18 protein-coding genes, 1 tRNA gene and 1 pseudogene are annotated in these 26,699 nt (G+C 40.6%); 14 read left to right on the top strand and 6 right to left on the bottom strand.

The window, feature by feature from the left end:
* Positions 1-2: 2 nt before the first annotated feature.
* Positions 3-1,478: a tRNA (N6-isopentenyl adenosine(37)-C2)-methylthiotransferase MiaB gene (gene miaB, locus EGM47_RS04875; protein ID WP_124979615.1), complete on the bottom strand. Its 1,476-nt coding sequence runs from the start codon at positions 1,476-1,478 to the stop codon at positions 3-5.
* 428 nt (positions 1,479-1,906) lie between these two features.
* Between miaB and topA the strand changes: the two genes are divergently transcribed.
* From topA to EGM47_RS04910, 7 genes are all read left to right on the top strand, one after another.
* On the top strand, positions 1,907-4,429 hold the full coding sequence (gene topA / locus EGM47_RS04880) for a type I DNA topoisomerase (protein ID WP_124979616.1): 2,523 nt from the start codon (positions 1,907-1,909) through the stop codon (positions 4,427-4,429).
* A gap of 3 nt (positions 4,430-4,432) precedes the next feature.
* Complete coding sequence (locus EGM47_RS04885; protein WP_124979617.1) at positions 4,433-5,614, top strand: formimidoylglutamase; 1,182 nt, start codon at positions 4,433-4,435, stop codon at positions 5,612-5,614.
* A gap of 119 nt (positions 5,615-5,733) precedes the next feature.
* Positions 5,734-7,113 (top strand): T9SS ring complex lipoprotein PorK/GldK, encoded by a 1,380-nt coding sequence (gene porK, locus EGM47_RS04890; RefSeq protein WP_124979618.1) that lies wholly within the window; start codon positions 5,734-5,736, stop codon positions 7,111-7,113.
* A 39-nt stretch (positions 7,114-7,152) separates the two neighbouring features.
* Positions 7,153-7,809, top strand: coding sequence for a type IX secretion system motor protein PorL/GldL (gene porL / locus EGM47_RS04895; RefSeq protein WP_124979619.1), 657 nt, complete (start codon positions 7,153-7,155; stop codon positions 7,807-7,809).
* Positions 7,810-7,859: 50 nt separating this feature from the next.
* On the top strand, positions 7,860-9,401 hold the full coding sequence (porM, locus tag EGM47_RS04900; protein WP_124979620.1) for a type IX secretion system motor protein PorM/GldM: 1,542 nt from the start codon (positions 7,860-7,862) through the stop codon (positions 9,399-9,401).
* Between the two features lie 15 nt (positions 9,402-9,416).
* On the top strand, positions 9,417-10,346 hold the full coding sequence (gene porN / locus EGM47_RS04905; RefSeq protein ID WP_124979621.1) for a type IX secretion system ring subunit PorN/GldN: 930 nt from the start codon (positions 9,417-9,419) through the stop codon (positions 10,344-10,346).
* 99 nt (positions 10,347-10,445) lie between these two features.
* Positions 10,446-11,483 (top strand): NAD(P)/FAD-dependent oxidoreductase, encoded by a 1,038-nt coding sequence (locus EGM47_RS04910; RefSeq protein WP_124979622.1) that lies wholly within the window; start codon positions 10,446-10,448, stop codon positions 11,481-11,483.
* A 71-nt stretch (positions 11,484-11,554) separates the two neighbouring features.
* On the opposite strand, the gene EGM47_RS04915 is transcribed toward EGM47_RS04910, so the two are convergent.
* On the bottom strand, positions 11,555-11,938 hold the full coding sequence (locus tag EGM47_RS04915; RefSeq protein WP_124979623.1) for a DUF983 domain-containing protein: 384 nt from the start codon (positions 11,936-11,938) through the stop codon (positions 11,555-11,557).
* A gap of 57 nt (positions 11,939-11,995) precedes the next feature.
* Here EGM47_RS04915 and EGM47_RS04920 point away from each other — a divergent pair, with 57 nt between their 5' ends.
* The 5 genes from EGM47_RS04920 (at position 11,996) to EGM47_RS04940 (ending at position 19,902) form a co-directional block, all read left to right on the top strand.
* Positions 11,996-13,918: an ABC-F family ATP-binding cassette domain-containing protein gene (locus tag EGM47_RS04920; protein ID WP_124979624.1), complete on the top strand. Its 1,923-nt coding sequence runs from the start codon at positions 11,996-11,998 to the stop codon at positions 13,916-13,918.
* An 84-nt stretch (positions 13,919-14,002) separates the two neighbouring features.
* Positions 14,003-15,157: an efflux RND transporter periplasmic adaptor subunit gene (locus tag EGM47_RS04925; protein ID WP_124979625.1), complete on the top strand. Its 1,155-nt coding sequence runs from the start codon at positions 14,003-14,005 to the stop codon at positions 15,155-15,157.
* Positions 15,154-18,372 (top strand): efflux RND transporter permease subunit, encoded by a 3,219-nt coding sequence (locus tag EGM47_RS04930; protein ID WP_124979626.1) that lies wholly within the window; start codon positions 15,154-15,156, stop codon positions 18,370-18,372. Before EGM47_RS04925 ends, EGM47_RS04930 begins: the two co-directional genes overlap by 4 nt.
* A complete protein-coding gene (locus EGM47_RS04935) occupies positions 18,359-19,726 on the top strand; it encodes a TolC family protein (protein ID WP_124979627.1) in 1,368 nt (455 codons plus the stop codon). Before EGM47_RS04930 ends, EGM47_RS04935 begins: the two co-directional genes overlap by 14 nt.
* Entirely contained in the window at positions 19,723-19,902 is a 180-nt protein-coding gene (locus EGM47_RS04940; protein WP_124979628.1) for a CPXCG motif-containing cysteine-rich protein, read from the top strand. Before EGM47_RS04935 ends, EGM47_RS04940 begins: the two co-directional genes overlap by 4 nt.
* 8 nt (positions 19,903-19,910) lie before the next feature.
* Here the strand turns inward: EGM47_RS04940 and EGM47_RS04945 are convergent, their stop codons facing one another.
* On the bottom strand, positions 19,911-21,452 hold the full coding sequence (locus EGM47_RS04945; RefSeq protein ID WP_124979629.1) for an AsmA family protein: 1,542 nt from the start codon (positions 21,450-21,452) through the stop codon (positions 19,911-19,913).
* 172 nt (positions 21,453-21,624) lie between these two features.
* Here EGM47_RS04945 and EGM47_RS04950 point away from each other — a divergent pair.
* Both EGM47_RS04950 and EGM47_RS16470 read left to right on the top strand, forming a co-directional pair.
* Positions 21,625-21,697, top strand: a tRNA-Met gene (locus EGM47_RS04950).
* 244 nt (positions 21,698-21,941) lie between these two features.
* Entirely contained in the window at positions 21,942-25,667 is a 3,726-nt protein-coding gene (locus tag EGM47_RS16470) for a YecA family protein (RefSeq protein ID WP_206052104.1), read from the top strand.
* Here the strand turns inward: EGM47_RS16470 and EGM47_RS16280 are convergent.
* The 3 genes and pseudogenes from EGM47_RS16280 to EGM47_RS04965 form a co-directional block, all read right to left on the bottom strand.
* Positions 25,659-25,823, bottom strand: coding sequence for a hypothetical protein (locus EGM47_RS16280; RefSeq protein ID WP_164510818.1), 165 nt, complete (start codon positions 25,821-25,823; stop codon positions 25,659-25,661). The two genes, EGM47_RS16470 and EGM47_RS16280, sit on opposite strands and share 9 nt — an antisense overlap.
* A gap of 138 nt (positions 25,824-25,961) precedes the next feature.
* Entirely contained in the window at positions 25,962-26,237 is a 276-nt protein-coding gene (locus EGM47_RS16635) for a helix-turn-helix domain-containing protein (RefSeq protein ID WP_206052105.1), read from the bottom strand.
* Positions 26,215-26,698: pseudogene (locus EGM47_RS04965) on the bottom strand (REP-associated tyrosine transposase). The gene EGM47_RS16635 and the pseudogene EGM47_RS04965 overlap by 23 nt, the downstream one beginning before the upstream one ends.
* Position 26,699: the final 1 nt, after the last annotated feature.

Here is a 26,699-nt window from a genome sequence, read left to right on the forward strand (position 1 = left end):
ACTTATGATTTGGTGTCAAAAGTTAAAGGGCTTTCCATATCGCTGTAACCTACAGCTTTCCCGATCAATGTTGCGCTAGTACAATCGCTTATTTCTACCATCACATAATCACCTACCTTATAGTTTTCTTTCGGAAATACAGCCACATAATTTTGCGTGTTTCTTCCTGCCCAATGCTGATCCGATCTTTTGGATTCCTTTTCTATCAAACACTCAACAGTCTTACCTACAAAATACTGAGCGCGTTCCAAGCCGGTACGTCTTTGCACATCGATGATCTCGTTCAATCGCCTTTTCTTTACTTCTTCAGGGACATCATCCTCTAATTTACGAGCAGCCAGCGTTCCCGGACGCTCTGAATAGGCAAACATGAATCCGTAGTCATATTTTACATACTCCATTAAACTCAGCGTATCCTGATGATCTTTTTCGGTCTCGGTGGGGAAACCTGCGATCATATCTTGGCTAATCGCGCACTCAGGGATAATGGCGTGTATCCTGTCGATCAATCTCATATACTCATCACGCGTATGAAGTCTATTCATCTCTTTCAAAATGCGATCGCTTCCTGATTGCACGGGAAGATGGATGTAATTACATATGTTGCGGTGGGCTGCAATGGCATGCAAAACATCATCACTGATGTCCTGGGGATTACTGGTAGAAAATCTGATCCGCATATGGGGCTGTGCATTGGCCACTTTGTGTAACAGTTGGGCAAAGTCTACCGCTGTGGCCTGGGCCATTTTACTAGCCTTCTTAAAATCTTTTTTGAGTCCGCCGCCATACCATAAATAGGAGTCCACGTTCTGTCCCAACAAAGTAATTTCCTTATATCCTTTTTCCCATAGGTCATTGACTTCTTCAATGATGGAATACGGATCCCTGCTGCGTTCTCTTCCTCTGGTAAAAGGAACTACACAGAAAGTACACATATTGTCGCATCCGCGGGTGATGGAAACAAATGCTGTAACTCCGTTGGAATTGAGGCGCACAGGTGCAATATCCCCATAAGTTTCTTCTTTGGAAAGAATGACATTTACTGCCTCCCTGCCTTCATCAATTTCCGCGACTAAATTGGGTAAGTCCTTGTAAGCATCTGGTCCTACGACCATATCCACAATCTTCTCCTCTTCCAGAAATTTGGACTTCAGGCGCTCGGCCATGCAACCCAGTACGCCTACTTTCATATGCGGGTTGCTGCGCTCTTTAACCCGGTTGTATTTTTCCAAACGCTTACGCACCGTCTGTTCGGCTTTGTCCCGGATTGAGCAAGTGTTGACTAGAACCAAGTCCGCTTCCTCCATGACCGTTGTGGTATTAAAACCTTCTTTGGTTAAAATTGAGGCAACAATCTCACTGTCAGAGAAATTCATTTGACAACCGTAGCTTTCTATGTAAAGCTTTCGCTTGTTTTCTTGCTTTTGCTCCAGTACCACTGCGGTTCCTTGTTTTTCTTCTTCTATAATCTTTTCCATCAAGCTATTGTAAGTGGGAGGCAAAGATAATGGATATACCCTAATTATGACACAATGTCAGCATGATCTTGGTGTTAATCTTTGTGGGTTGGATGGACGCCTGGAATGATTGGTATGGGAAGTTTAACTATTCAAGAGGCAAATATTGTTGAGTTTACGCTTTCGCGAAAGCGGAATCTTCACCCTTATCAGGTATAGAACTGTGCTATTTTCCTTATCCTAGCTCATGAAAAATGTTGTCAAAGACCAAAAAAGGCAACCTCTCATTAGCCCAGCAACTATTCGTTTCTTTCCTTCCTTTTATTCTATAACACTCATGCATTGAAGCTTTTATGATCAGGTTCTAACTCTTTAACTACTTGTTTAACAGTAGTTTGTGTTTTTAAAAAAAATAACACATACCTTTGCAGACCAAAATAAAAAACTGAATGGCAAAGAATCTTGTGATCGTGGAGTCGCCTGCCAAGGCAAAAACCATTGAAAAATTCTTGGGTAAAGATTATAAGGTAGCGTCTAGCTTTGGACATATCGCCGATCTTCCCGCCAAGGAATTGGGTGTGGATGTGGAGAAGGACTTTGAACCCAAGTATATCGTGAGTAGCGATAAAAAAGACTTGGTAAAAAAACTGAAAAAAATGGCGGCCGATTCTGATATGGTTTGGCTAGCCAGTGATGAGGATCGTGAAGGAGAAGCTATTGCCTGGCACCTGGCTGAGCAATTGGATTTAAAGAAGGAAAATACAAAGCGTATCGTATTTAATGCGATTACCAAAAGCGCTGTACAACACGCCATCGACAATCCGCGTACCATCGATTATGATTTGGTCAATGCCCAACAAGCCAGAAGAGTGCTGGACCGGATTGTAGGCTACGAGATTTCGCCCATATTATGGAGAAAGGTAAAAGGTGGTGCCAGTGCTGGTCGAGTGCAATCGGTTGCAGTGCGGTTGATTGTAGAGCGCGAGGATGAGATACAGAATTTCGATTCTGAAAATTTCTTCAGGGTGGATGCCGACTTTGCCACTGAAAGCGGACAATTGGTTAAAGCCAAGCTGCCTAGTAACCTTAAGTCCCTGAAAGACGCCCAAAACTTTTTGGACCTGAATAAGGGCGCAACATTTCATGTTGATGACCTAACCAAAAAGCCAGCAAAAAAATCACCCGCACCTCCATTTACTACTTCTACCCTTCAACAGGAGGCCTCGCGTAAATTGTTTTTCAATGTGAGTCGCACGATGCAGTTGGCTCAACGACTTTATGAAGCCGGTTTGATTACTTATATGAGAACCGACAGCGTCAATTTGAGTAAGGAAGCCAAAAGCGGCGCACGTGAAGAAGTTGTCAAAGCCTATGGTGATGACTATCATAAAGAACGTAACTATAAAGGTAAATCTAAAGGTGCTCAGGAAGCACACGAAGCCATACGTCCCACAAACTTTGCCATGCACAGTGCAGGTGCAGATAGGGATCAGATTCGATTATATGAATTGATCTGGAAAAGAGCTATCGCCAGTCAAATGAGCGATGCTCAACTAGAGCGCACCAATGTGTCCATCGCGGCCAACACGCATGACAAAAAATTTACAGCCAGCGGAGAGATCGTCAAATTTGACGGTTTCCTTAAAGTATATCTGGAAAGCACGGATGATGAAGACCTGGAACAACAGGGATTGCTACCTGCGCTTAAGGTAAATCAAGCCTTGGTCAATCGAAAGATTACAGCTACTGAACGATTTACAAGACCACCCTACCGTTATACAGAGGCATCACTGGTTAAACAGTTGGAAGAATTAGGTATAGGGCGTCCTTCCACCTATGCCCCGACCATCACAACCATTCAGAACCGGAAGTATATTGAAAAAGGTCAGTCAGAAGGAGTTGAGCGGGAATATGTCCAGCTGAGCTTAGCTAAGGACAAGGTGTCACAAAAGAAATTGACAGAAAAAACAGGTTCGGACAAAAATAAATTGATACCTACCGATGTAGGAAGGGTTGTCAACAATTTCCTGGTCGAGCATTTTGGGAGCATATTGGATTACAACTTTACTGCTAAGGTTGAGGAATCATTTGATAACATTGCAGAAGGTAAGGAGGAATGGACCGATATGATGGATCATTTCTACAAAAGCTTCCATCCTAAGGTGAAAGATGTTGCCGAAAATGCAGAACGTGAAGTGGGAGAGCGTGTATTGGGTACCCATCCAGAAAGTGGTAAACCAGTCAGTGTGCGCTTAGGAAGATTTGGCGCGATGGCACAAATTGGAACTGTAGAAGATGAGGACAAACCAGAATTCGCAAGTTTGTTGCCTACACAGAACCTCAATACGATCACCCTTGAAGAGGCGTTGGAATTGTTCAAGTTGCCACGCACTTTAGGTGAATATAATGGATATCCGGTGGAGGTGAACCAAGGCCGTTACGGACCCTATATCAAATTCAACGAAAAAACATTTGTTAGCCTTGAAAAGGATGATGATCCGATGAGCATCACTTTTGAGCGGGCAGCAGAATTAATTCAAGCCAAAGAAAAAGCAGATGCCCCTATTTATGTTTATGAGGATCAGCCTGTCACCAAAGGTGTAGGTCGTTTCGGTCCATATATCAAATGGGCGGGTATGTTTATCTCTGTCAATAAGAAATATGATTTTGATAACCTTTCTAATCAAGATATAGAGACTTTGATTAAGGATAAAATTCAAAAGGAAAAGGATAAGCTAATCGTTGATTGGGAAGAGGAGGGAATTCGTATTGAAAAAGCAAGATGGGGTAGGCACAATGTGATAAAAGGCAAGACAAAAGTAGAGTTGTCAAAAGATATTGACCCATTGTCTATCACACTGGAAAAGGCCAAGGAACTGATAGAGAAGAAATCTCCAAAGAAAAAAGCGACGCGCAAAAAATCAACGGCTAAGAAAAAGACGACCACCAAAAAAGGCGCTTCAAAAAAGTAATTCATGATACTTGAGTTTCTGAATCCGCTTTCTGAGACAGCTGTAGCCCATGCAAAACTCCAGGCTCGGAATACTTTGGGGCATGCAATCGCCCTGCATTCTGAGCAAGAAGGCCTTCCGGATCTCGAAAACGTAGATTTAGTTCTGGTGGCATTGCTGGAGAACCGTAGAGATCCCAATGCAATGCTTCAGATGGAAAGCATGGATCATGTGCGGCACAAATTGTATGAGTTGTTTCCGGGAAACTGGTCTTCGCGTATGGCAGATTTGGGAGATGTTTATGCAGGAGAGACGGTAGAAGATACCTATTATGTCGTACAACAGCTTACCGAGTATTTCCTGCGTTCGGCTATCATTCCTATATATTTGGGAGGGAGTCAGGATTTAATGTATCCCATTTACCGGGCCTACGATGAGTTTAAGCATATGATCAATGTGGTGAATGTGGATTGTAGATTTGATCTGGGAGATATTGAGGCTCCTATATCTTCCCGCAGCTATGTAGGCAAAATGGTCACTGAAGAGCCTTATAATCTTTTTAACTACAGTAATCTCGGCTTTCAGACTTATTTTAATTCGCAAGAAGAGATCGATCTATTAGACAGGATGTTCTTTGAGGCATTGAGGTTGGGGCGTTTGGATCAGGACATGACTATGGCTGAGCCTATTCTCAGGGACGCTGATGTGGTCGGAATTGATATGGCGGTGGTAAGGGCTGCAGATCTAGGAGTTGGCTTTTCGCCCAAGTTCATGGGAGGGCATATGCATCCCAATGGTCTGGACGGCAAGCAAATATGTCAATTATCACGCTATTCTGGCATCAGTGATCGATTAACTGCATTTGGGATTTTTGAGATTTTTACGGACCCAAATATCAGTGCTCAATTGGTCGCAGAATTGATATGGTATTTTGTTGAAGGATACAATTACCGGAGTAATGAGCATCCAATAGATCTTTCACGGGATGTTTTAACCTATAAAGTACCGTTGGAAGATGAAATTTTAATCTTTCATAAGTCCAGTAAATCTGGGCGTTGGTGGATAGAATTGCCTTTTATTTCTAATGTTAATAATAAATTAAAACAACATACGTTATTACCATGCGACAAGAAGGATTACGATTTGGCTTGTAGCCAAATTTATCCAGATCGTTGGTTAAAGGCTCGTCGTAAGAATGAAATTTAAAGACAATGAACTGTTAAAGCGAGCCTCAGAAAGTTTTATTGACAAAAAAAAGTTGTGGAAACGAAATCTTTTAAATAGGTTTACGCCCTTAATTCATAAAGAAAACATAATACGCCCTTATGAAAAAGTTATTAGTCCTATTAGCAGTGGTTACCTTTTTAGTCAGTTGTGGCAAGGGAGATCGTGGGATGGTCGTCGGAGCCAGGGGAAAAAAATGGCATCCTGAAAAGCCTTACGGTATGACCTTAATCCCTGGAGGAGCCTTTATTATGGGGAAAGCTGACGATGATATCGCAGCCACCCGGAACGCGCCCGCCAAAACAGTTACCGTACCTTCTTTTTATATGGACGAGACCGAAATCACCAATGCCGAATATCGCCAGTTTGTTTACTGGGTAAGAGATTCGATCTTCCGTACACGTTTGGCTATCATGGCTGATGAAAACGGAGCGCTTCCTGGTGATGATGGTATAGGGGAGTTTGCCTTCGCTGACGCGGAAGGAGCGGACAATGGCGAATTGACACCATGGGAGCAGTACAAGCAAGATAATTACATCGGGATGGGTCCTACAGGTTATGAAGGTCGTAAACTGAATCGTGATGTTGACCTCATTTGGGATACAGAAGATATCCCTGATGAATTTTATGCTGAGGTGTATGATCAGATGTACATTCCGTTTGAAGAGGCGTACAACGGAGAGCGTACCATTGATACCAAACAGCTAATATTTACTTATACTGATTTTGACATTCAAGCTGCTGCCAAAAACAGAGATGATAGTAAATCTAGAAAGGACTTTGTAGAGCAAGTACCGGTGCCTGTATATCCTGATACTACGGTTTGGATTCGTGACTTTAATTACAGCTACAATGAGCCTATGCACAATGATTATTTCTATCATGAAGCTTACAGTGATTACCCTGTAGTTGGTGTGAACTGGAATCAGGCCAAGGCTTTCTGTCAGTGGAGAACTTTGTATCATAACGGTTATAGAAAGAAGCGTAACCTAGAGCGTATCAGAAGATACCGTTTGCCGTCTGAGGCAGAATGGGAGTATGCTGCCCGTGGTGGTTTGGAAGGAGCTACTTATCCTTGGGGAGGTCCTTATGCTAAAAATGATCGTGGTTGTTTCCTGGCTAACTTTAAGCCGTTGCGTGGAGATTATGCAGCAGATCAAGCTCTTTATCCAGTTGAGGCCGAATCATACGAGCCTAATGATTACAACCTATACAATATGTCTGGAAACGTTTCAGAATGGGTAGGTTCTTCTTACGAGCCAGGCGCTTATGAGATGATGTCTTCCATGAGTCCCAGTGTAAATGATAAAAATAACCGTCGCAAAGGTGTGCGTGGAGGTTCATGGAAAGATGTTTCCTATTTCCTTCAGGTAGGTACACGTGACTATGAATACCAAGACAGTGCGAGAAGCTATATCGGATTCCGTACCGTTCAAGATTATGTAGGTACTGATGTTACCTTAAATGCATCAACTAACTAATTCCCAATTTCAAATTACTTAATTAAAACTTAGCAAAAAATGGCACAGTCTAAAACAACAAAGAAACTATTTAACATGGCTTACGGTATCGGAGCCTCCATTGTAATTATCGGAGCTCTGTTCAAGATCCTTCACTGGGAGCTTGATCTAGGTTTTGCCAAGTTGGGTGGTGGTTTCCTACTTGCAGTAGGTCTTATTACCGAGGCAATTATCTTTTTTATCTCTGCATTTGAACCAGTAGATGATGATTTAGACTGGTCTTTGGTTTATCCAGAATTGGCCGGTGGTCAGTCAGTAGGAAAAAAGAAAGTAGAACAGCCTAAAGATGCCCAAGGTCTTTTGTCCAAGAAATTGGATGAGATGTTGAAAGAAGCCAAATTGGATTCTGAATTGATGGCTAGTTTAGGAGATAGCATCCGTAGTTTCGAAGGTGCTGCTAAAGGTATTGCTCCTACCGCAGAGGCGATGAGTTCTACTAAAAAATACTCTGAAGAAATGGCGCTGGCCGCTGCTCAAATGGAGTCTTTGAACAGTCTTTACAAAGTTCAGGTAGAAAGTTCTTCTCGTCAGGCGGAAGCTAATGAAGCAATCGCTGAGAATGCTAACAAGTTAAAAGAGCAAATGGCTGGTTTGACCAACAATCTTTCCTCATTGAATAGTGTGTATGGTAACATGCTAGGAGCCATGAAATCTTAATTGGTTGATCAATATTAATCAATAGTATTAACAACTAATCTAAAAGAATTATGGCAGGAGGAAAACAGTCCCCAAGACAAAAGATGATTAACCTGATGTACCTGGTTTTCATCGCCATGTTGGCACTTAACATGAGTAAAGAGGTTTTAACCGCTTTCGGTCTGATCGAAGAAAGTGTTGCTGAAAACAACGCTAACTTGGATATGAGAAATACGGCTTCTTTAGAAGCATTAAATGAAAAAGCTTCAGAACAATCAAATTTCCGTGAAGCTGCGGCCAAAGCCCAGCAGATCGAAAAAATTTCCGATGAGTTTGATACTTATCTCGCTAATTTGAAAGCAGAGATGATGGGAACCGTTGAGGAAGGTGAGGAAAATAATTATGAAGTTCAGGATAAAGCTGACTTTCTTAATGAGAAGTTTTTTGCTGGTGATAAATTGAAGCCAGAAGGGCAGGAATTTCTTGATAAGATGAATACTTATCGGGAAGATATGATTGCTGCTTTAGGTGAAGGTTATGAAGGCATCAAGGAGGAGTTGGAAGAGAAATTTGATACTTCCGAGGTTCCCGCAGAACGTGATAATCCTGATGGTCCTAAGCAACCATATTTAAATTATCACTTTGAAGGGTATCCTCTGATCGCTTCCAAAACCAAAATGACCCAAATGCAAAATGATATCAGAACTATTGAGGCTGAAGCTTTGGGTAAATTTCTGGAGGGAGAGTTGATTCAAATCGCATCGGCTAATAGTTACCAAGCTATTGTTATTCCTGAGAAAACTAGTTTTTTTAATGGAGAAAGATTTAAAGGTCGTGTGGTATTAGGTCGATATGACAACTCTACAGTGCCCAACAAAGTAATTGTAAATGGATCTGAGCAGACTAATATTCAGTCTGGTCAGGTAATGTTGGATTTCCCTGCGGGAGCGGTTGGAGAACGCACGATCGAAGGGGAAATGCAATTTAAAGAAGGCGATTCTACCATTAGAATCCCAATCACCTCAAAATATGCGGTGGTCAGTAAGCCAAATGCGGCTGTTATATCCGCTGATAAAATGAATGTGGTGTACCGTGGAGTAGATAATCCAATGACCATTTCTTTTGCTGGAATCGCTGATAATAATGTTAGTGCAAGCGCACCTGGTCTTTCTAAAAGAAGTGGGTCTAGCTATATGATGAAGCCGGGTACTGGTAAAGAGGTGACCATTAATGTTACCGGTACTCTACCAACAGGAGATAAAGTAACTGATTCTCAAAAGTTCCGTATCAAGAACCTTCCACGTCCTACTGGTATGGTGAGTGGTGCTTACGAAAATGTACGTAAAACACGGTCTAACCTTGGTATTTCTACCGTATCGGCAGAGTTCCTTGACTTTGACTTTGATTTGAAACCTCGTGTAACTGGTTTCCTATTTAAAGTTCCTGGTCAGCCTTCTGTTCCTGTTTCTGGAACCAAATTGAATGGTGCTGCCAACAACTCTTTGAGAAGAGCTCGTAAAGGTGATTTGGTACAGTTTGCGCAAATTAAAGCTACAGTTCCTGGTGTTACACTGAAAAGTGTTTCTGATGTAACTGTCGAACTTACAGACTAATAATTAATTCAAATGATGAATAAGATCATAGTTTTATTGGCTGCTTTGTTACTCTCTGGAGTAAGCATGGCCCAAAACAACATCCTAAACGCAAAAGACCCATCGGAATTCGGTAAGAAAACCGAATCCCAAATGGAAAACGACAATGATAAACCATTGCCTTATGGACATGTGGGAGATCGTGATATTCTTTGGCAACGTACGACTTGGGAGACTATCGATCTTGATGAGCGTGTCAACTTCCCGTTGTACTATCCAGTGGATACCAACTTCGTAGGTAAGGAACGTCGTTCTTTATTTCACGTATTGTCTGCAGCGGCCAGATCTGGGGATTTGACGCTTTATGGTGATTCCTACTTCAATGAGGCTCGTGAGTTTGAGGATGTAGAGCCAACCTTGAAGTCTCAAAAGATTACTAATGCGGGTATAGATATTCTTAATGAAAACGGAATATTCGTTGAAGAGGGTGTCAAGCCTTTGGATATTGATACCACATATAACCTTCCTGGGTTTGATGAGTATATTGAGACCAATACCATTGGTGCTGATGATGTAAAAGAGTATCGCATCCGCGGATTGTGGTATTTTGATACGCGTCAGAGTGAATTGCGTTACAGGTTGATCGGGATTTGCCCAGTGACTCCTGACGTGAACTTCCCTGACGATCCTACTGGGGTTGAATTGTTCTGGGTGTACTATCCAGATGCAAGGGAGTTGTTACACAACGCTCATGCCTTCAATACATTGAACTCTGCGCGTCCTATTTCATTTGATCATATGTTGAACTCTAGAAGATTCAATGCGGTGATCTATAAAATGGATAACGTTCAAGGGGATCGTGAAGTAAAACGCTACATCGCAGACAATTCGATGATGCAGTTATTAGAGTCTGAGCGATTGAAGGAAATCATTCGAAATTTTGAGATTGATCAATGGAACTACTAAGTATATCCAATTAATATTTCAAAAAAGGCCTCGTCTGACGAGGCCTTTTTTTATGCGTATGTGTCATGTTCGCTGATTTATTTTTGTTTACTTAGTCCTATGAAAGATGCTATTATAATTGGGTCTGGAATCGCTGGTTCTACACTAGCCTGGTTTTGGAAATTTCAAGGCAAAAATATCACCTTGATTGGAGACGGAAAAAAAGCAGCCTCAGCAGTGGCCGCTGGAGTTTATAATCCCTTAATCTTAAAACGTTTCACCAAAGTATGGAAGGCTGGAGAGCAACTGGATGCCATGCAAAATTTCTATCCTAGGATTGAAGCCAGATGCGGGCGCGAACTCCTTCACTCCACTTACATTCTTAGACGTCTTCACCATGAGGCAGAAGCATCCACCTGGCGCAGAAAGGCCCAAAGGGAAGATCTTATGCCTTTTATGGACCAAAATATATCGCATACCTCCCTTTCCGGTATCAACTCACCCTACGGTTTTGGAAAAGTACCTAATACAGGATGGCTGGACGCTGGTCAGTATATGAAAGCTACACAGGAATATTTCAGCAGCAAGGATTCTTTTATTTCAGAGCATTTTGACCATTCTCAATTAGTAATTGAAAAGGAATTTGTGTCTTACAAACAGTTAAAAGCCAGGCATATCATCTTTGCTGAAGGCGTTGCCATCCGCTCTAATCCATGGTTCAATGATCTCCCGCTACAGGGTAATAAAGGGGAGGTTTTATTGGTCAAAGTCCCTGGTTTACAATTGGATTGCATCGTTAAATCTGCCGTGTTTTTGATGCCGTATAAGGATGATTTATTTTGGGTGGGTGCCACCTACGATAGGGAAGATTTGAGCGATACTCCTACACAAAATGCTTATGATTATCTGACTGATCGATTGGAGCGATTTCTGGATTTGCCGTATGAAGTGATCAAGCATTTACATGGCATACGACCTACTACCATGGATAGACGACCTTTTTTGGGATTCCATAAAAGCTCAGATCGATTATTGGTCTTTAATGGTATGGGAAGTAGATCTGTATTGGTCGCTCCTTGGGCTGCCAACGAATTATTTAACCACGTCTACCAAGATAAATCCTTGCATCCAGAAATAGGTATTGCTCGATTTAGATAAGCATGTCATCTAAGATAGATCTACCAGTACAACGGATGAGCGATCAACTTTACTAAATTGGACTATACGATCTACTTTTTACCCGCTTTCTCAGGGTCATAATCCATGAAAAGATTGATCCAAATGTTGCGGGATAACCTGATGACCAATGGTAAACTCAAGATCGCTACGGCCGAGATAATCAAAAAAATGCTCCAACGACCTAGATCAAAAACAAAATAAGTGATGGCAAAAACTATCATGGCTATGGCCACGCCCACGCCGTAGCTCACATACATGGAGCCGTAAAAGAAACTGGGTTCTATTTTGTACTTGGTCCCGCAATGCTGACATCGCTCCCTCATTTCCTGCGTTTTTGATGGGCTGTAGAGTCGGCCACTTGTGTACATGGACTCTTGCTGACACACTGGACAGGTGCCTGTAAAAATGCTGTAGAGTTTAGTGCCTTTTAGCATAAGAAAACTTTAAAGTTTGTGCAGAGTTAAGCATCTTTGCAAAGTTACAAAATCTATATGCTTAATATACACGATTTACATGTCAGCTTTGGTGGAGAACCACTTTTTGAAGAGATCACCTTTCGCTTAAACGGCGGTAACCGGGTCGGTCTCATCGGCAAAAATGGTGCTGGAAAATCCACTTTGCTCAAAGTAATCGCAGGGGATATTCCATACGATCAGGGGACCATAGCAGTAGAAAAGGACGTAAGTATTGGGTTCTTAAGACAGGACATTGATTTTGTACAAGGACGTACGGTGCTGGAAGAGGCATATACCGCTTTCGCGAAAGCGAGAACAATAGAAGCCAAATTAGAAGAAATCAATACCCAACTTGCTGAGCGGACTGACTACGAAAGTGATGCTTATACTCAACTCATTCAGGATCTTGGGGATCTGACCCATGAATATGAGATTATAGGTGGATATCAATACAAAGGTGAAACCGAAAAAATTCTCAAAGGACTGGCCTTTCGTCCGGAACAGTTTGATATGCTGACAGACGAGCTTTCTGGTGGGTGGCGCATGCGTATTGAGCTGGCCAAACTCCTGCTCGAGGATCACGATATCCTGTTGTTGGATGAGCCTACCAACCATTTGGACATAGATTCTATACTTTGGCTGGAACAATTCCTTCAGGGCTATGCTGGAGCCGTCGTGATCGTAAGCCACGACAAGATGTTTTTGGATAATGTGACCAACCGCACGATTGAAATAAGTTTGGGTCGCATTTACGACTATCCAAAGCCTTATACCAAATTCCTTGCTTTGCGGGCCGAGATGAGAGAGCAACAAGAAGCAACGTTCAAAAACCAACAAAAGGAAATCGAGCGTACGGAAAAGCTTATTCAGAAATTTAAGGCCAAAGCGAGTAAAGCCACTATGGCGCAATCACTAGTCAAGAAATTGGACCGTATGGAAGTGGTGGAGATTGAGCAAACCGATAATGCGGCCATGAACATCAATTTTAGCCAATCCATTCAACCCGGCAAAATTGTCCTGGAGATTGATGATGTAAGCAAAAATTACGGTGACAAAAAAGTGTTGGAAAATGTTGATCTGACTATAGAGCGTGGTAAACGAATTGCTTTTGTAGGACAAAACGGAATGGGTAAGTCCACCCTGGCCAAAATTGTGGTTGGTGATGTTGCTGCACAGGGTGAGGTCAAGCTGGGACATAACGTACAATTGGGATACTTTGCCCAAAATCAAGCTGAATACCTGGATGGAGAAAAGACTATTCTAGATACCATGCTGGATGCTGCCGATGATACCAACAGAATTAAAGTTCGCGATATGTTGGGATCTTTTCTATTTCGCGGTGACGAAGTGGAGAAAAAGGTTAAGGTTTTAAGTGGGGGAGAGCGTAATCGCCTCGCGCTATGTAAACTATTGCTACAGCCGTTTAACGTCCTGATCATGGATGAGCCTACCAATCACTTGGATATTCAATCCAAGAATGTACTTAAGGCCGCATTGACTAAATTTGAAGGCACCTTGATTGTGGTTTCACACGACAGGGAATTTTTACAGGGATTGACCGAATTGGTCTATGAATTCCGCGACCACAAGTTGAAGCTGTATTTAGGAGATATAGATTATTACCTTGAACAACGCAAGGCTATGGATATGAGGGAGATTGAAAAAGTAGATGAAAGGCCTGCTGCAACATCTAATTCTACTAACAAAGAAGCTGCACCGGCAATGACTTATGAGGAGCAAAAAAAGCAAAAAAGCCTCAACAATAGACTTTCCAAGGCAGAATCCCAAATCAATCAACTAGAGAAAGAAATCAAAAAGCTCGACGCTGAGCTAGCGGCCAATTACGATGAACTGGCGGCCAAAGAAGGTTTTTTTGATACCTACCAGGAAAAGAAAAAGTCTCTGGAGAGCTGGATGGAGAAATGGGAGGAAATCTCCTTGGAACTGGAAAGCTTGTAGCTACATTATTTAAGGTTTATTTAACCTATGCCCTTTGAACCTATCCTAGTTTTGTAGGTCGAATTACTTGTTCAAACCTTTTTCATGCGCAAAATTATTCTATCCGTTCTTGCAGTGATTATTTTAATCGGAGCTGTATTTGGGGCCAAATTGATTATTGACAGCAAGACAGCGCCTAAACCGAAGGTTAAAAAAGAGGTTAAAATTGTATCCGTAGATACCGTGCGCAATGCTACTATTCCCATTGTAATTCCAGCAAATGGAAATTTACAGGCCAAAGATAGGGTAGAACTATATGCAGAGGTTACTGGGGTATTTCAGTCAACGGGAAAGCTTTTCCGTGTGGGACAGAATTACCGCTCTGGACAAACAATTATCTTAATTAATAATTCCGAGTTTTATGCTCAAGTGCAGAGCGCTCGTAGTAATCTCAATAATCAGATCACCGCTATCATGCCAGATCTGCGACTGGATTATCCAGAATCATTTCCTGCCTGGCAGAACTATCTGGACAACTGGGATATCAACTCTTCCACACCTGCCTTACCAGATCCATCAACGGATAAGGAAAAATACTTTATAACCGGCCGGAATATCTATTCTACCTACTATAATATCAAGAATTTGGAAAGCCGCTTGGGCAAGTTTCGCATACGTGCTCCTTTTGATGGTGTGCTTACAGAAGCTATGGTCAGTGAAGGGACTTTGGTGAGAAATGGTCAGCAATTGGGCGAATTCATCAAAACTGGAGCCTATGAACTAGAGGTGGCGATCAGTGGTGAGTTTTCAGATCTGCTCAAGGTGGGTGAATCCGTAGAACTCACAAATATTTCAGGAACCAAAACCTATCAGGGACAAGTGACTCGTATCAACGCTAAAATCGACCCATCCTCTCAAACCATTACAACCGTTATTGAGGTGAGCAATGACGATCTGAAGGAGGGCATGTACCTTACCGCCCGACTGGAGGCCCAGAAGGTTGAGGAGGCCGTTGAGCTGAACCGTAGCTTATTGCAAGATGGCAATCAGATCTTTGCGGTGGAAAATGAAAAACTTATCCTTATTGACGTAAAACCCGTTCATTTTTCAGACAAGACTGTAGTTTTAAAAGGGATTGATGATGGTGAAGTGATTCTTTCAAAGCCAGTGCCCGGCGCATATGAAGGTATGATCGTTACTACTGAATCTGACCCTCAAACTGAAAAGGAAACTGAAAATCCAGAAAATACAGCTTCATGAGGTCTGTGATTTCCTATTTTATCAAGCATCACGTTGCTGTCAATGTCGTGATAGCAGCATTTGCCATTTTTGGTGTTTTAGGAATGCTGTCCCTGAAATCTTCCTTCTTCCCGTTGGTGGAATCTAAAATTATTACGATCAATGTTGTTTACCCAGGTGCTTCTCCTCAAGAAATTGAGGAAGGAGTCGTTCTCAAGATTGAAGATAATCTAAAAGGAATTGAAGGGATTGATAGGGTCACTTCTGCTTCACGCGAAAACTCTGGTACAATTACCGTAGAGATCCTCAAGGGTTACAATATCGATTTCATGCTGCTGGAAGTTAAAAACGCGGTGGATCGTGTGCCATCTTTTCCGGTAGGAATGGAGCCGCTTGTGGTGGCTAAGCAGGAAAATTCGCGGCCGACGATCACTTTCGCGCTAAGCGGAAAAAATGTTCCCCTGAAAACACTCAAGCAACTGGCCAGAGACGTTGAAAATGACCTACGCGCCATTGAAGGGATCTCTCAGATTTCCATTTCTGGTTATCCCGCCGAAGAAATTGAAATTGCAGTTAATGAAAACACACTTCTCGGATACAATATTACCTTTCAAGAAGTAGCCGATGCCGTTGCTGCTTCAAACATATTGACCACTGGAGGGAATATCAAAACTGATACGGAAGAATATTTAATACGGGCCAACAATAGGAAATATTATGGTGACGAACTCAATTTCATACCTATACGCACACAACCTGATGGCACCACCATTTATCTCAAAGATGTAGCCGAGGTACGCGATCGTTTTTCTGAGTCACCCAATGCCAGTTATTTTAACGAAGAACGTGCTGTCAATATTACGGTAACAAGTACCAACGCCGAAGATTTGATCGACAGTGCAGATAAGGTGAAGGAATACATCGAGGATTACAACCAGAGATTTACCAATGTGCAGCTCAATGTCGTAAGGGATCTTTCCATTACCTTGAACCAACGTACCGCACTGCTAGCAGAAAACGCTGTGATCGGGATGTTGTTGGTACTGGCATTCCTGTCGGTATTTTTGAACACCAGGTTGGCTTTTTGGGTCGCCTTTGGACTGCCCATCGCCTTTTTGGGGATGTTTATTTTTGCCGGGCAGTTTGATGTGACCATCAATGTTCTTTCCTTATTTGGTATGATCATCGTCATAGGTATTCTGGTGGACGACGGGATTGTTATCGCTGAGAATATCTACCAACATTATGAAGACGGCAAGGATCCCATAGAAGCAGCGATTGATGGAACTATGGAGGTGATTCCGCCTATTTTGAGCGCCATTATAACGACCATACTTGCGTTTTCAACGTTCCTGTTTTTGGACGGTAGGATCGGTGAGTTTTTTAGTGAGGTTTCTGTTATCGTTATACTCACACTGCTGGTCTCACTAGTAGAGGCCCTCATCATCTTGCCTGCGCACCTCGCTCATTCCAAGGCACTACAGCCAAAATCTGATAAGCCCAAAAAAGGTATTGGAAAGTTATTCAGTAAGATGCGATATATCAATTCCTACGGTGACCGTGCGATGAATTGGATGCGGGACCAGATCTATGGTCCGGTGCTGAAATTTACCATCCGATTTAAGTTCTTTGTGTTCGTGCTATTTGCTACCGCTCTCATCCTGACGATTGGATCCGTTCAGGGAGGTATCGTGGGAGTAACCCTTTTTCCGAGTATTTCTAGTGATCAGGTGTCCGTTAACCTTTCCATGCCTAACGGTACAGCTGAAGAAATTACGGATTCCATTATTTCTTCTATCGAGGAAAAGGCCAAGATCGTCAATCGCGAACTCACAGAAGAGTACCTGACAGATGAGAAGTATGGTGATACCACCATGCTGTTTGAAAACATCATAAAATCCCAGACCTCGTCATCTTCAGCCAATCTTTCTATCAACCTATTGCCTGGTGAAACCCGTCCAGAGGCTTTGAAATCTCCTATTGTCGCCAATCGTTTACGCGAATTGGTAGGTGCTGTTCCCGGTGCTGAGTCCTTGACCTTTGGCTCGGGAGGAAATTTTGGTGGGAGTCCGGTAGCAGTTTCTCTGTTGAGTAATGACATCAGCGAATTAAAAGCCGCGACTGATGATTTTAAAGAGATTCTGGAACGCAACCCACTGTTGAAAGACATTGAAGATAATGACCCAGCAGGTATTAAGGAGATTAAACTGGAATTGAACGATAATGCATTTGCACTGGGATTGAACTCACGTACTGTGATGTCTCAAGTACGTGCTGCATTTTTTGGTCGTGAGGCCCAGCGGTTCCAACGCGGTCAGGATGAAATTAGGGTTTGGGTAAGGTATGACCGCAATAACCGAAATAGCATCAAGGATATGGACGAGCTGCGAATCATTACACCCACTGGGGATCGGGTTCCGCTGCGTGATATTGCAGATTATACCATCGAGCGTGGTGATGTGGTGATCAATCACCTGGAAGGAAGAAGAGAAATTCTGGTCAGTGCAGACATGAAGGATCCCAATCAGAGTGCGACAGACATCTTAACTCAGATACAGGAAGAGATCATTCCGCAATTGCAGCAAAAGTACCCGACTATCACGCCCAATTATTTGAGTGGACAGGCCAGGGAAGCCGAAAAGATCAGCAGCAGTGCCTCTTTCATTTTTCCATTGATATTGCTATTGATCTATTTTGTAATCGCTTTTACCTTCCGGAGTGGGACCCAACCCATCATGTTGATTCTGCTCATCCCTTTTAGTTTTGTAGCCGTTGCCTGGGGTCACTGGATACACGGTTTTCCGGTCAATATTTTGTCCATGCTGGGGATTATTGCCTTGATCGGAATTATGGTCAATGATGGATTGGTGTTGATCGGTAAGTTTAATAGTTTGATCAAGGAAGGCCTACAATTTGATGAGGCCTTGTATGAAGCTGGAAAAAGCCGCTTTAGAGCTATATTTCTGACCTCTTTGACCACCATTGCGGGATTGGCCCCATTGCTCTTGGAAAAAAGTCGGCAGGCACAGTTTTTAAAACCTATGGCCATCTCCATCTCCTATGGAATCGGAATTGCCACCTTATTGACCTTATTATTGTTACCCTTATTTTTGAGTTTTGGTAATAATATAAAGGTTTGGATCCATTGGTTAAAAACCGGAGAGAAAATTGATAAGACCGAGGTAACCAGTATTGCCAAGGAACAACAAGCAATAGAGGAATATGAGGAAGAGTAGGCTGTTAATTAGTGCGTTGCTATTGGTATTGTTCGCTTTCGCGAAAGCGGGAGCCCAACAATCACTGGACACCCTATTGACCAAAGAGGAGGCGGTGCGACTGATGCTGGACAATAATTATGGGATTAAGATTGCGCAAAACGCCGAAGAAATTGCCGAAAATAACACCAGTATACTCAACTCTGGTTATTTGCCCTCATTGACGGGTACGGCAGGGGCCCAATTTGATGAAACCGATTCAGAAACTGATTTTGGAGGTGCTCCAGATCAAAACGGAAATCCGCGGGACAACATTGTCATCAATGATGCAGAAACCAGAAGCTACAATGCAGCTATCGCACTGAATTACACTTTGTTTGACGGTTTAGGCCGATTCTACAACTACAAACGTCTAAAAGAACAATACGACCTTACCCAACTAGAAGCACGGGCTACGATTGAGAATACCACCGTGCAGTTGATGAGTGTTTATCTAGAAGTTGCCCGGCTCACAGAAAACTTGGAAGTTTTTGAGCAAACTCTTGCCATATCGCGCCAGCGGGAAGTTCGCGCCCAATACCAATTTGATTACGGTCAGGTCAATAAACTGGAGGTACTCAATGCTCAAGTTGATATTAATGCCGATAGTATCAATATCATGAACACCCGACAGCAATTGCGCAATACAAAAAGAGATCTCAACTTATTGCTCAATCGTGACCTGGAGGCTGGTTTTGAAGTAGACACCACGGTCAACCTGCAGAACATGTTGGTGATCGATAGTTTTTTGGAACAGGTTGAGCAGAACAATGTACGCCTTTTACAAGCTGAAAGTAACCTGCAGATCAGTGCATATGATATCAAAACCTCTAGAGCCTTACTGTTGCCCAGAATAGGCCTGACCGGATCTTATGGCTGGAATCAGACCGATAACCCGCCCAGTGCATTTTTTCCTGCTACAACCCGTACAAGCAGTTCGGTTCAGGTAGGTGCTAGTCTGACCTGGGACATCTTTGATGGAGGTCGTTCCATCACCGGTTTGCGCAACGCAGAAATTGCCTATAAAAACGAGGAGTTGTTCAAGAAGCAACTGGAGCAAGAGGTAGCACGGGATGTGGCTAATGCCAAAGGCAACTACGAAAATGCGCTGGCGATCTACCGCATGCAAGAACAGAATGTTTTAACAAACGAGGCCAACTTTGCCAGATCTGAAGAACGTTTTAAACTGGGACAAGTAAGTTCAATTGAATTTCGCCAGGCGCAGGTCAACCTGATAAACGCCATTACCATAAAAAACCTGGCCAAGTATGACGCCAAGCTAGCTGAGTTCCAGCTTTTACAATTGGCCGGGCAACTGCTCAATGTTCCGTTATGATCGAGTATTTTTTTATGTGCCCGCATTGTTGGCAGCAAATATCCATGCTGCTCGATCCGGCCTACTCTCAGATTTACGTAGAAGATTGTGAGGTTTGCTGCAACCCAATCGAAGTAGAGGTAGCTTTTGAGGAAGGAGAAATGACCACTTTTGAGGCTCGGGAGATCGGTCAGTGACTTGAACTTCAGAGCATCGTATCCACCAAGCCATTTTTAATATTGATCCAAATGTAATTAAAGAAAGACTTGGTTTTATTGCGTTCAGCAGTGGCTTTACCGTTGATAAACTCTTGTCCTTTGTCCTTACTATCCTTATTGACAAAAAGATTGGCGATACCCGACAATAAATCGTTCACCTTAAAGTCATTGGATTGTAAGATTTTAACCTTAAAATCATCGTACTTCATCTTCATCTTAACGTTGGAAGTATGATTGTTGCCATCTATATCAAAATAAATTTTTTGGAGTGAACCTTCAAACGCGGTTTTAAGATTGGGTACCGAAAAATCATTGATGTTTTCGGCGGGAAGTTGGGACAGGGAAGCGGCAAAGTTGAATTGATCCGTTTGATCCTGAACATCAAAACTCCAATCCACCACAAGAGGTGAAGATTGGAGGAAAAGACCCTCGGCATGTAATGTTGTGCGTGTGCCTTTTTCCTGCCTATTCCCCAGGTGATCGATCTGCATGTCTAAGGATGTAAAATCTATGGTACCCGCGGGTTGGTCTTCCTTGGCCTTTTCTTCATAGGTAATAGAAGCCTTTGTGATTTGAACACTATCGATGGCTAGGGAAAAAGGAAGTTCTCTCAGCATCTCGCTGTAGAGCGGTTTCACTCTGTTATCATCAGCCACTTGCTTGTCTCTATAAATATCCAGGTCTGGCTGCGAGATCTCAAGTTTTTCAGCAGTGATATAAAGCTGATCATTTTTGAAACTGACCTCATATTCATCAATAGTAGTTTGCGGAATTTTCAGTGTGGTATGATCTCGCTCACGGTTCAATACCTGAGATAATTTAGATTTACTGTAATCAGGTAGAAGGTGTAAATCCATTACCGTGATAGTGGATCCGGAGGCGGTAATTTCACCCGTGTTGAGGTGATCATAGTCGCTGGTACGCACAGAAAGAGAATCTACATTCAGTTCGATCTCCTGATAAGTAAGCGGTATTTTTTGCTGTACACTTTCAGGGGTGATTTTGATATCGGTCAAGTGCAATGAGGATCTACCGCTTTTCAGCAATGGTGTTTTGCCCTTACCATCCCGTATTTCTATTCTCGCATCGTCAATTTCAAATTGGTCTAGTTTGAAGGTCAGCTGCTGAAGGGGCACAGGGTCAGTATGGGTTGTAGTATCAGCTGGATGTCTTTTATGTTTATAATACTTAATATGTGGTGCGGAGAGGATGATACTACTGATATGAATTTCATTATGAAACAGGTAATCCCAATAGCTCAAGTCTTTGAGTGATAATTTTGACGCGGTCATGTTGGTGTGAGTTACCGTATCAGCTTTGTTGGTTATAGAAACGTATAGACTGTCGAGTTTGGCGCTACCATTCCAGAGGCTCACTTCCAAATCCGCGTATTGAGCGTTGACAGTTGATCCCATACCCTGATGAATAAAATTTTGGATTTTATTTTTCAGGATTATTTCGGCTGCTATATAGCCTGAAATAAATACAAGGGCAATGATTCCCAGGATGATCCAAATCTTTTTTGTCATTATCGCTATTGGTGTATGTTTTAAATGTAAGTAGGTATAAGGTGGGTATGGGTTAATTTTTTAATAATAGATTTGGGTTAAACGGGAAATTGGTTGTATATTTGCATCCCATTAATAAGTGGGCAGGAGTTATGATCTGCCAGCAGCACGCAGCACTTTTTAAAGGATATATCGCGAGGTAGAGCAGTAGGTAGCTCGTCGGGCTCATAACCCGAAGGTCGCTGGTTCGAGTCCAGTCCTCGCTACTAATAATTAGCCCTAATAACTTTATTTTTAAGTGATTAGGGTTTTTTTATTTTAACATCTTCCCAAAAACTTCCCAAGATGTTAGCTCTAGACTTTAAAACGTCAGTTTTTTAATACCTGTAGAATTTTATTTAATATTTCGATCACAGGGGATACCCACAAAATTTTCCATCCAGTGGGGTAGTTTCATAAGGGTGGTATGTCTATCTATTTATTTATCTATTTTTAAGGAAATGAGAATGTATGTCTAAAATAGGTAGAAACGACCCTTGCCCTTGTGGAAGTGGCAAGAAAAATAAAAGATGTTGTATAGGGAAAATTGATAATAAGATCAATAAACCAAGCGACTTTACAAGTTTTTTGAAGGTAAATAATACTCTTGATTTACTCAAAACCATTTCCTTACTACAGTTAATCCCTACAAATCATTCTAAAATTGTTAGGTTAGAAATCATTCAGGATACCATTGTTAAAAGCCTTAATTCTATTAATGGAGCTGTCTCTTACGAAAACTTGCAAAGTGTCGTTCATGAAAATTTTGAATATGACTACCGAGAAGACCCCAGTGAAAGCTCTTTTACAGAAAACATCACCTTTTTAAATGGTAATAATACTGTATTTACGGGCATAGCTCACGAATCTACTAATGCTAATCAATGTTTATTAAATTCTATTTTCTTTCCAGAAAATGGATTGTCAGATTCAGTTAAAACGAAAATCAAGGAGGGAGCATTATTCTTACTCCATACTTTCGACGAAATTGCGAAAAAATTAGGTTATGATAGGTATATTTTTGAAGAGCATTATCGTGAAAGAATAACTTTTCCGAATAGGGATTTTGTTGAAAAAAATAAAAATCTATTCCTTTTTTCAGCAGAGTATATCAGTGAGGTTTATCGAAAATTTGAAATCACAGAGAATATTATTGAAGAGTTCACCTTAGAACCCATCGAAGTTAGGGAGCATAGAGGAGAAGAAACTATTCTTGTTTCAAAGCCATTTGTTAAGATAGATGGTAATTATTATTTAGCTCTTCCAACTGCTCAAACCTATAGTTTGAACCAGTTTATCATAAGAGTTGCTAAGGAGTACGGTGAACTAGAACAATTAAAAACAACTTATGATAAAATAATCAGAAACGAAGTTGGAAAATATTTATCAGCATATTGGAAATACAGAAAAGTAGATATTGGACTTAAACAAGATGAAACTATTTGGCAATTTGACAATAACAAATTTGCTTACGTATGTTATTTATCTTGCAATAAGATAGTTAATGTAGAAAAAAGAGCTAATAGGGTGATTAAATTATTGAAAAGAACTCTCGACATTCACGATGCTGAATTTTTCGCAGTTCATCTTTTTTCACCATTCGACCTGAAACAAATTTCTACTTTTGCATTTGAGACTATCAAAGAGGCTAAATATCAGATTCCTCTAGGGGTTTTTGATCTTGAAAGAATTTTTACCTATTGGAATGTTAACAGTTTGACCTTATGGAAGTATTCGAGAGCAAGAGAAAGGGCAGAACAACAAAATCTTAAAATAGCACCTTTTTTCTCGATTCTTACTTATTTTAAATGGTACAAAAGAAATAAGGACTCATTTTTTCCAACCGACGAAAAAGCACCTGATTGGCTCACGTTTGACTTCGCCATGCAAGGAGAGGTTGTTATTGAATCTAATAAAAAGAGCGATAAACATTTTATACAATTCATTGACGATGACCAACAGGTAGTTTATCTTCCTGTGATTAAAACCGAAACTTATGCACCAATTTACACCTCCGAAGATATTTTTAACGGTCGTCTCAGGGTAGCGCTGGAAAAATATGCCTTTCCTATATGGTTAAATTGTGAAAATCCTTTTGATTTTTTTGGAAAGAATTTTATTGAAGCTATATTGTATTGGTTGAATGAATTATACGATTCCATGAGTGATTTTCTATCTCCGTTGGGTGAATTTCCAGTGAACATAATTTTAGTATTTGACGATGAGATAAAAGAATATACCAATGAAGAACTAGAAGAAAGTGTTGATAAGGAAATAACTATTGGGTATAACATCAATCCAAAAATCAGGGAGATGAAATTAAAAATTCCTAAAGAGATTTTTAATGTTCTTCATAGACAGGATAATTATGGAGAACAAGTGTTGATGAGCGCCGTGTTCAAAGGGTTTAATAATCTTTTAAAATTATATGGAAACAATGGATTGGAGGAATACGATATTGAATCTCTAATATATAGTTATATGCCTTTAAGTGATGCTAAAATGATATTGACAGCTAATTCCGATAGGGATATTAAATTGAATGGAGATTTTATACCTAGACCAAGATATGTTTATGATTCTGACATTGCTCTTATATTGGAAGAAAATACTAATTGGTTAGGTAGTGAAAAGTCGATGCCAAGTAAAATTAATAATAAAAGCGAAAAAGAAGAATTGTGCATTAGGTTAATAGATTCTCTTATAAACCAAATAAGATTAAGACTTAAAGAATTTAACTCCACTGACTTATTGAAATACTTACTATTGAGACATGAATCGTTGCTTCATAAACAAGGAGAAAGAGATTTAGGAATTGCTGCAAGAATAAAATGTTTTTCAAAATATGAAGATGTTTTAAAATCTTATTCTGATTTTAATACTAAACTGATTAAATCTTCACACGCAATCAGATGTTTGATTGAGTTTGTAGTTGCTGAGCAGTATGAAGGGAATAGTACAGTAAATGATGACGACACAGATTTTCTTATAGCCTTAATGGTAGAAGTTATTAATTATGGAGTAATTAAAGACTCCATTAAGTTTGATATTGACAATCCCGATATGGGCTTGTTAGAGTCTGGTCGTATAGGTGTTTCTCATGGTTTTTATGATGATGTTCTCACAAGGTATAGGGATTCGGTGACTAGAGATGAAATAGTGGATTATGAAGAAACTTTTAAAAGTAAATTTAAGACACCTTCTTGGGATACAAGTAATAAAGATTCGTTAGTGGATGAATATTACAAGAAAGTTGACAATATCTTTATTGAAGAATGGGGTATTTCACTTCCAATGATAAATGCTATATCAGTTTATCTATCGGAGCTATGTTTTCAAAATAGTAATTCCTATTACTCTTGTAATGAAAATGAAATTATGGATGTCATAAGAAGTAATTTCGATATTAATGAAGGTACTATAAAAGCTTACTTGGATTGCTTAACTCTCAAAAGTAGAGGGAAATTTGATCAACCTGAAAATCCAAAGGACTTTCCTGAGATATTTCCATGGAGATATAATAGAAAATTATCATACATACGAAGACCTATATTACGAATTGGAAATGATAGTAATGGTTACAAATTATTTTGGAGCGCACGACATTTAGTATCTGCTACAGATAATCTAATTTACCTTTTTCATAACGGGAGGTTGAAGGTGGATAGAGACAAGAAAAAGCTAAGTAAATTACTATCTGAAAGAAATAAATTAAAGGGAGATGAGTTCAGAGAAGAAGTGTATCTCTGGTTAGCACTTAACACAACTTTAGAGGTAGTTGAATATGAAGTTAAAATCAAGGAAAAAGGTTTGCTGAAAGCAGATAAGAATTATGGGGATATAGATATTTTAGCCTTTGATACGAATCGAAAAATAATTTACGCTATAGAATGCAAGAATACTAAGCAGGTTAAAATTATGTATGATTTTCATAATGATTTAAAAAATTATGTTCAAAAACAAATACCCAAGCACATTAGAAGGGGAAATTGGTTGAATAAAAACACTGAACAGGTAATAAATGGATTCAACTTGTCAAAAGGAAATTGGTCAGTAGAATCATTAGTAATATCTTCCTATCAGTTGCCGATAAAGTTTATGTCTGAAATACCCATTCCAGTTTATTCATTAAATGAGATTAAAAGAGAAAACATTTTTGATGCAAAGGGGAGTTTTAAAAGAAAGGGTTTATATTAAACCATCCCAATCCTTTTCTAGTGTACCAGCAATATCTTCTATAGATTCCCCATTAAGAGCAGCTTGCTTCAATATTTCTTGAAAATAAAAAGGGTAGCTTTCTATAAGTTGTATTTCTTTTAAGTTTAAATGAAGTTTTTTATCGTATTCCTGCATCAGTCAAAGATAAATATTCAAATGGATTAAATTTTTATTTTAGTTATATGTTTATATGTCCGTTTAAGGGTTGGGGAATAAAGCCTTGTAGATAGGCGTATTTGCCTTGTTTAAGGCAGGTGTCTCTTTCGTTATATTCTATTTCTGGAAAGAAAAAAGTTCAGAAAGGGATATTCCTAGACAAGATGCAATTTTGTTAATTGTGCTAATGGATGAGTTTGAAACACCTCTTTCGATTCTAGATATTTGGGATATTTCAAAGTCACATTCGTTAGCTAATTCTTCCTGAGTAAATCCTTTTTTAATTCTGACCCCGCTACCGCCAGTTTGCAACTGGTGGCCACAACAGTAAGCCCACAAATCTAGTCCATCAACCCAATATGATCTATTTTCAAATCGTATGGTCTTCCGCAAAATTTCGTGCGCTGCTATACTTCCAATCCGTGGGTTCGGTCACAAATCCCGACTCAACAGGATTGTTATGTATATAATCCAACTTCTGTTTGATGACCTTGCTACTCCATAATTCAATAGGCTTATTATGATGTTGCCAAAATTGATACTTCGATATGTTGCCTTTTTTGTTGCCAGCTCTTTCGAACATCAATAACAACCACTCCTTTCTACTTTCCTGCGGATTCTCTTCAATTGCTTTAATTATTTTTTTGGAAGTATGTTTTTTGAAATCACCCAATAGACCAGAAGGATTTTCGTTCGCCGAACGAAATATGCAATGAATATGGCTAGGCATAAAACAATACGCATAAACCTCCATACCCCTTTTATGCCCTACAGTATTGAACACTTTGTTCAAGAATATCGAAATCAACCTGTCGCGTAAAAACATCTATCCAATAGACCGTTGCAAAACTCACG

This window comes from Nonlabens xiamenensis (genome assembly GCF_003865345.1).
In the GTDB taxonomy this organism is placed as follows: domain Bacteria; phylum Bacteroidota; class Bacteroidia; order Flavobacteriales; family Flavobacteriaceae; genus Nonlabens; species Nonlabens xiamenensis.

Coding starts and splice junctions, on each gene's coding strand:
- miaB (WP_124979615.1), bottom strand. CDS start 1,478: ATGGAAAAGATTATAGAAGAAGAAAAACAAGGAACCGCAGTGGTACTG.
- topA (WP_124979616.1), top strand. CDS start 1,907: ATGGCAAAGAATCTTGTGATCGTGGAGTCGCCTGCCAAGGCAAAAACC.
- EGM47_RS04885 (WP_124979617.1), top strand. CDS start 4,433: ATGATACTTGAGTTTCTGAATCCGCTTTCTGAGACAGCTGTAGCCCAT.
- porK (WP_124979618.1), top strand. CDS start 5,734: ATGAAAAAGTTATTAGTCCTATTAGCAGTGGTTACCTTTTTAGTCAGT.
- porL (WP_124979619.1), top strand. CDS start 7,153: ATGGCACAGTCTAAAACAACAAAGAAACTATTTAACATGGCTTACGGT.
- porM (WP_124979620.1), top strand. CDS start 7,860: ATGGCAGGAGGAAAACAGTCCCCAAGACAAAAGATGATTAACCTGATG.
- porN (WP_124979621.1), top strand. CDS start 9,417: ATGAATAAGATCATAGTTTTATTGGCTGCTTTGTTACTCTCTGGAGTA.
- EGM47_RS04910 (WP_124979622.1), top strand. CDS start 10,446: ATGAAAGATGCTATTATAATTGGGTCTGGAATCGCTGGTTCTACACTA.
- EGM47_RS04915 (WP_124979623.1), bottom strand. CDS start 11,938: ATGCTAAAAGGCACTAAACTCTACAGCATTTTTACAGGCACCTGTCCA.
- EGM47_RS04920 (WP_124979624.1), top strand. CDS start 11,996: ATGCTTAATATACACGATTTACATGTCAGCTTTGGTGGAGAACCACTT.
- EGM47_RS04925 (WP_124979625.1), top strand. CDS start 14,003: ATGCGCAAAATTATTCTATCCGTTCTTGCAGTGATTATTTTAATCGGA.
- EGM47_RS04930 (WP_124979626.1), top strand. CDS start 15,154: ATGAGGTCTGTGATTTCCTATTTTATCAAGCATCACGTTGCTGTCAAT.
- EGM47_RS04935 (WP_124979627.1), top strand. CDS start 18,359: ATGAGGAAGAGTAGGCTGTTAATTAGTGCGTTGCTATTGGTATTGTTC.
- EGM47_RS04940 (WP_124979628.1), top strand. CDS start 19,723: ATGATCGAGTATTTTTTTATGTGCCCGCATTGTTGGCAGCAAATATCC.
- EGM47_RS04945 (WP_124979629.1), bottom strand. CDS start 21,452: ATGACAAAAAAGATTTGGATCATCCTGGGAATCATTGCCCTTGTATTT.
- EGM47_RS16470 (WP_206052104.1), top strand. CDS start 21,942: ATGTCTAAAATAGGTAGAAACGACCCTTGCCCTTGTGGAAGTGGCAAG.
- EGM47_RS16280 (WP_164510818.1), bottom strand. CDS start 25,823: ATGCAGGAATACGATAAAAAACTTCATTTAAACTTAAAAGAAATACAA.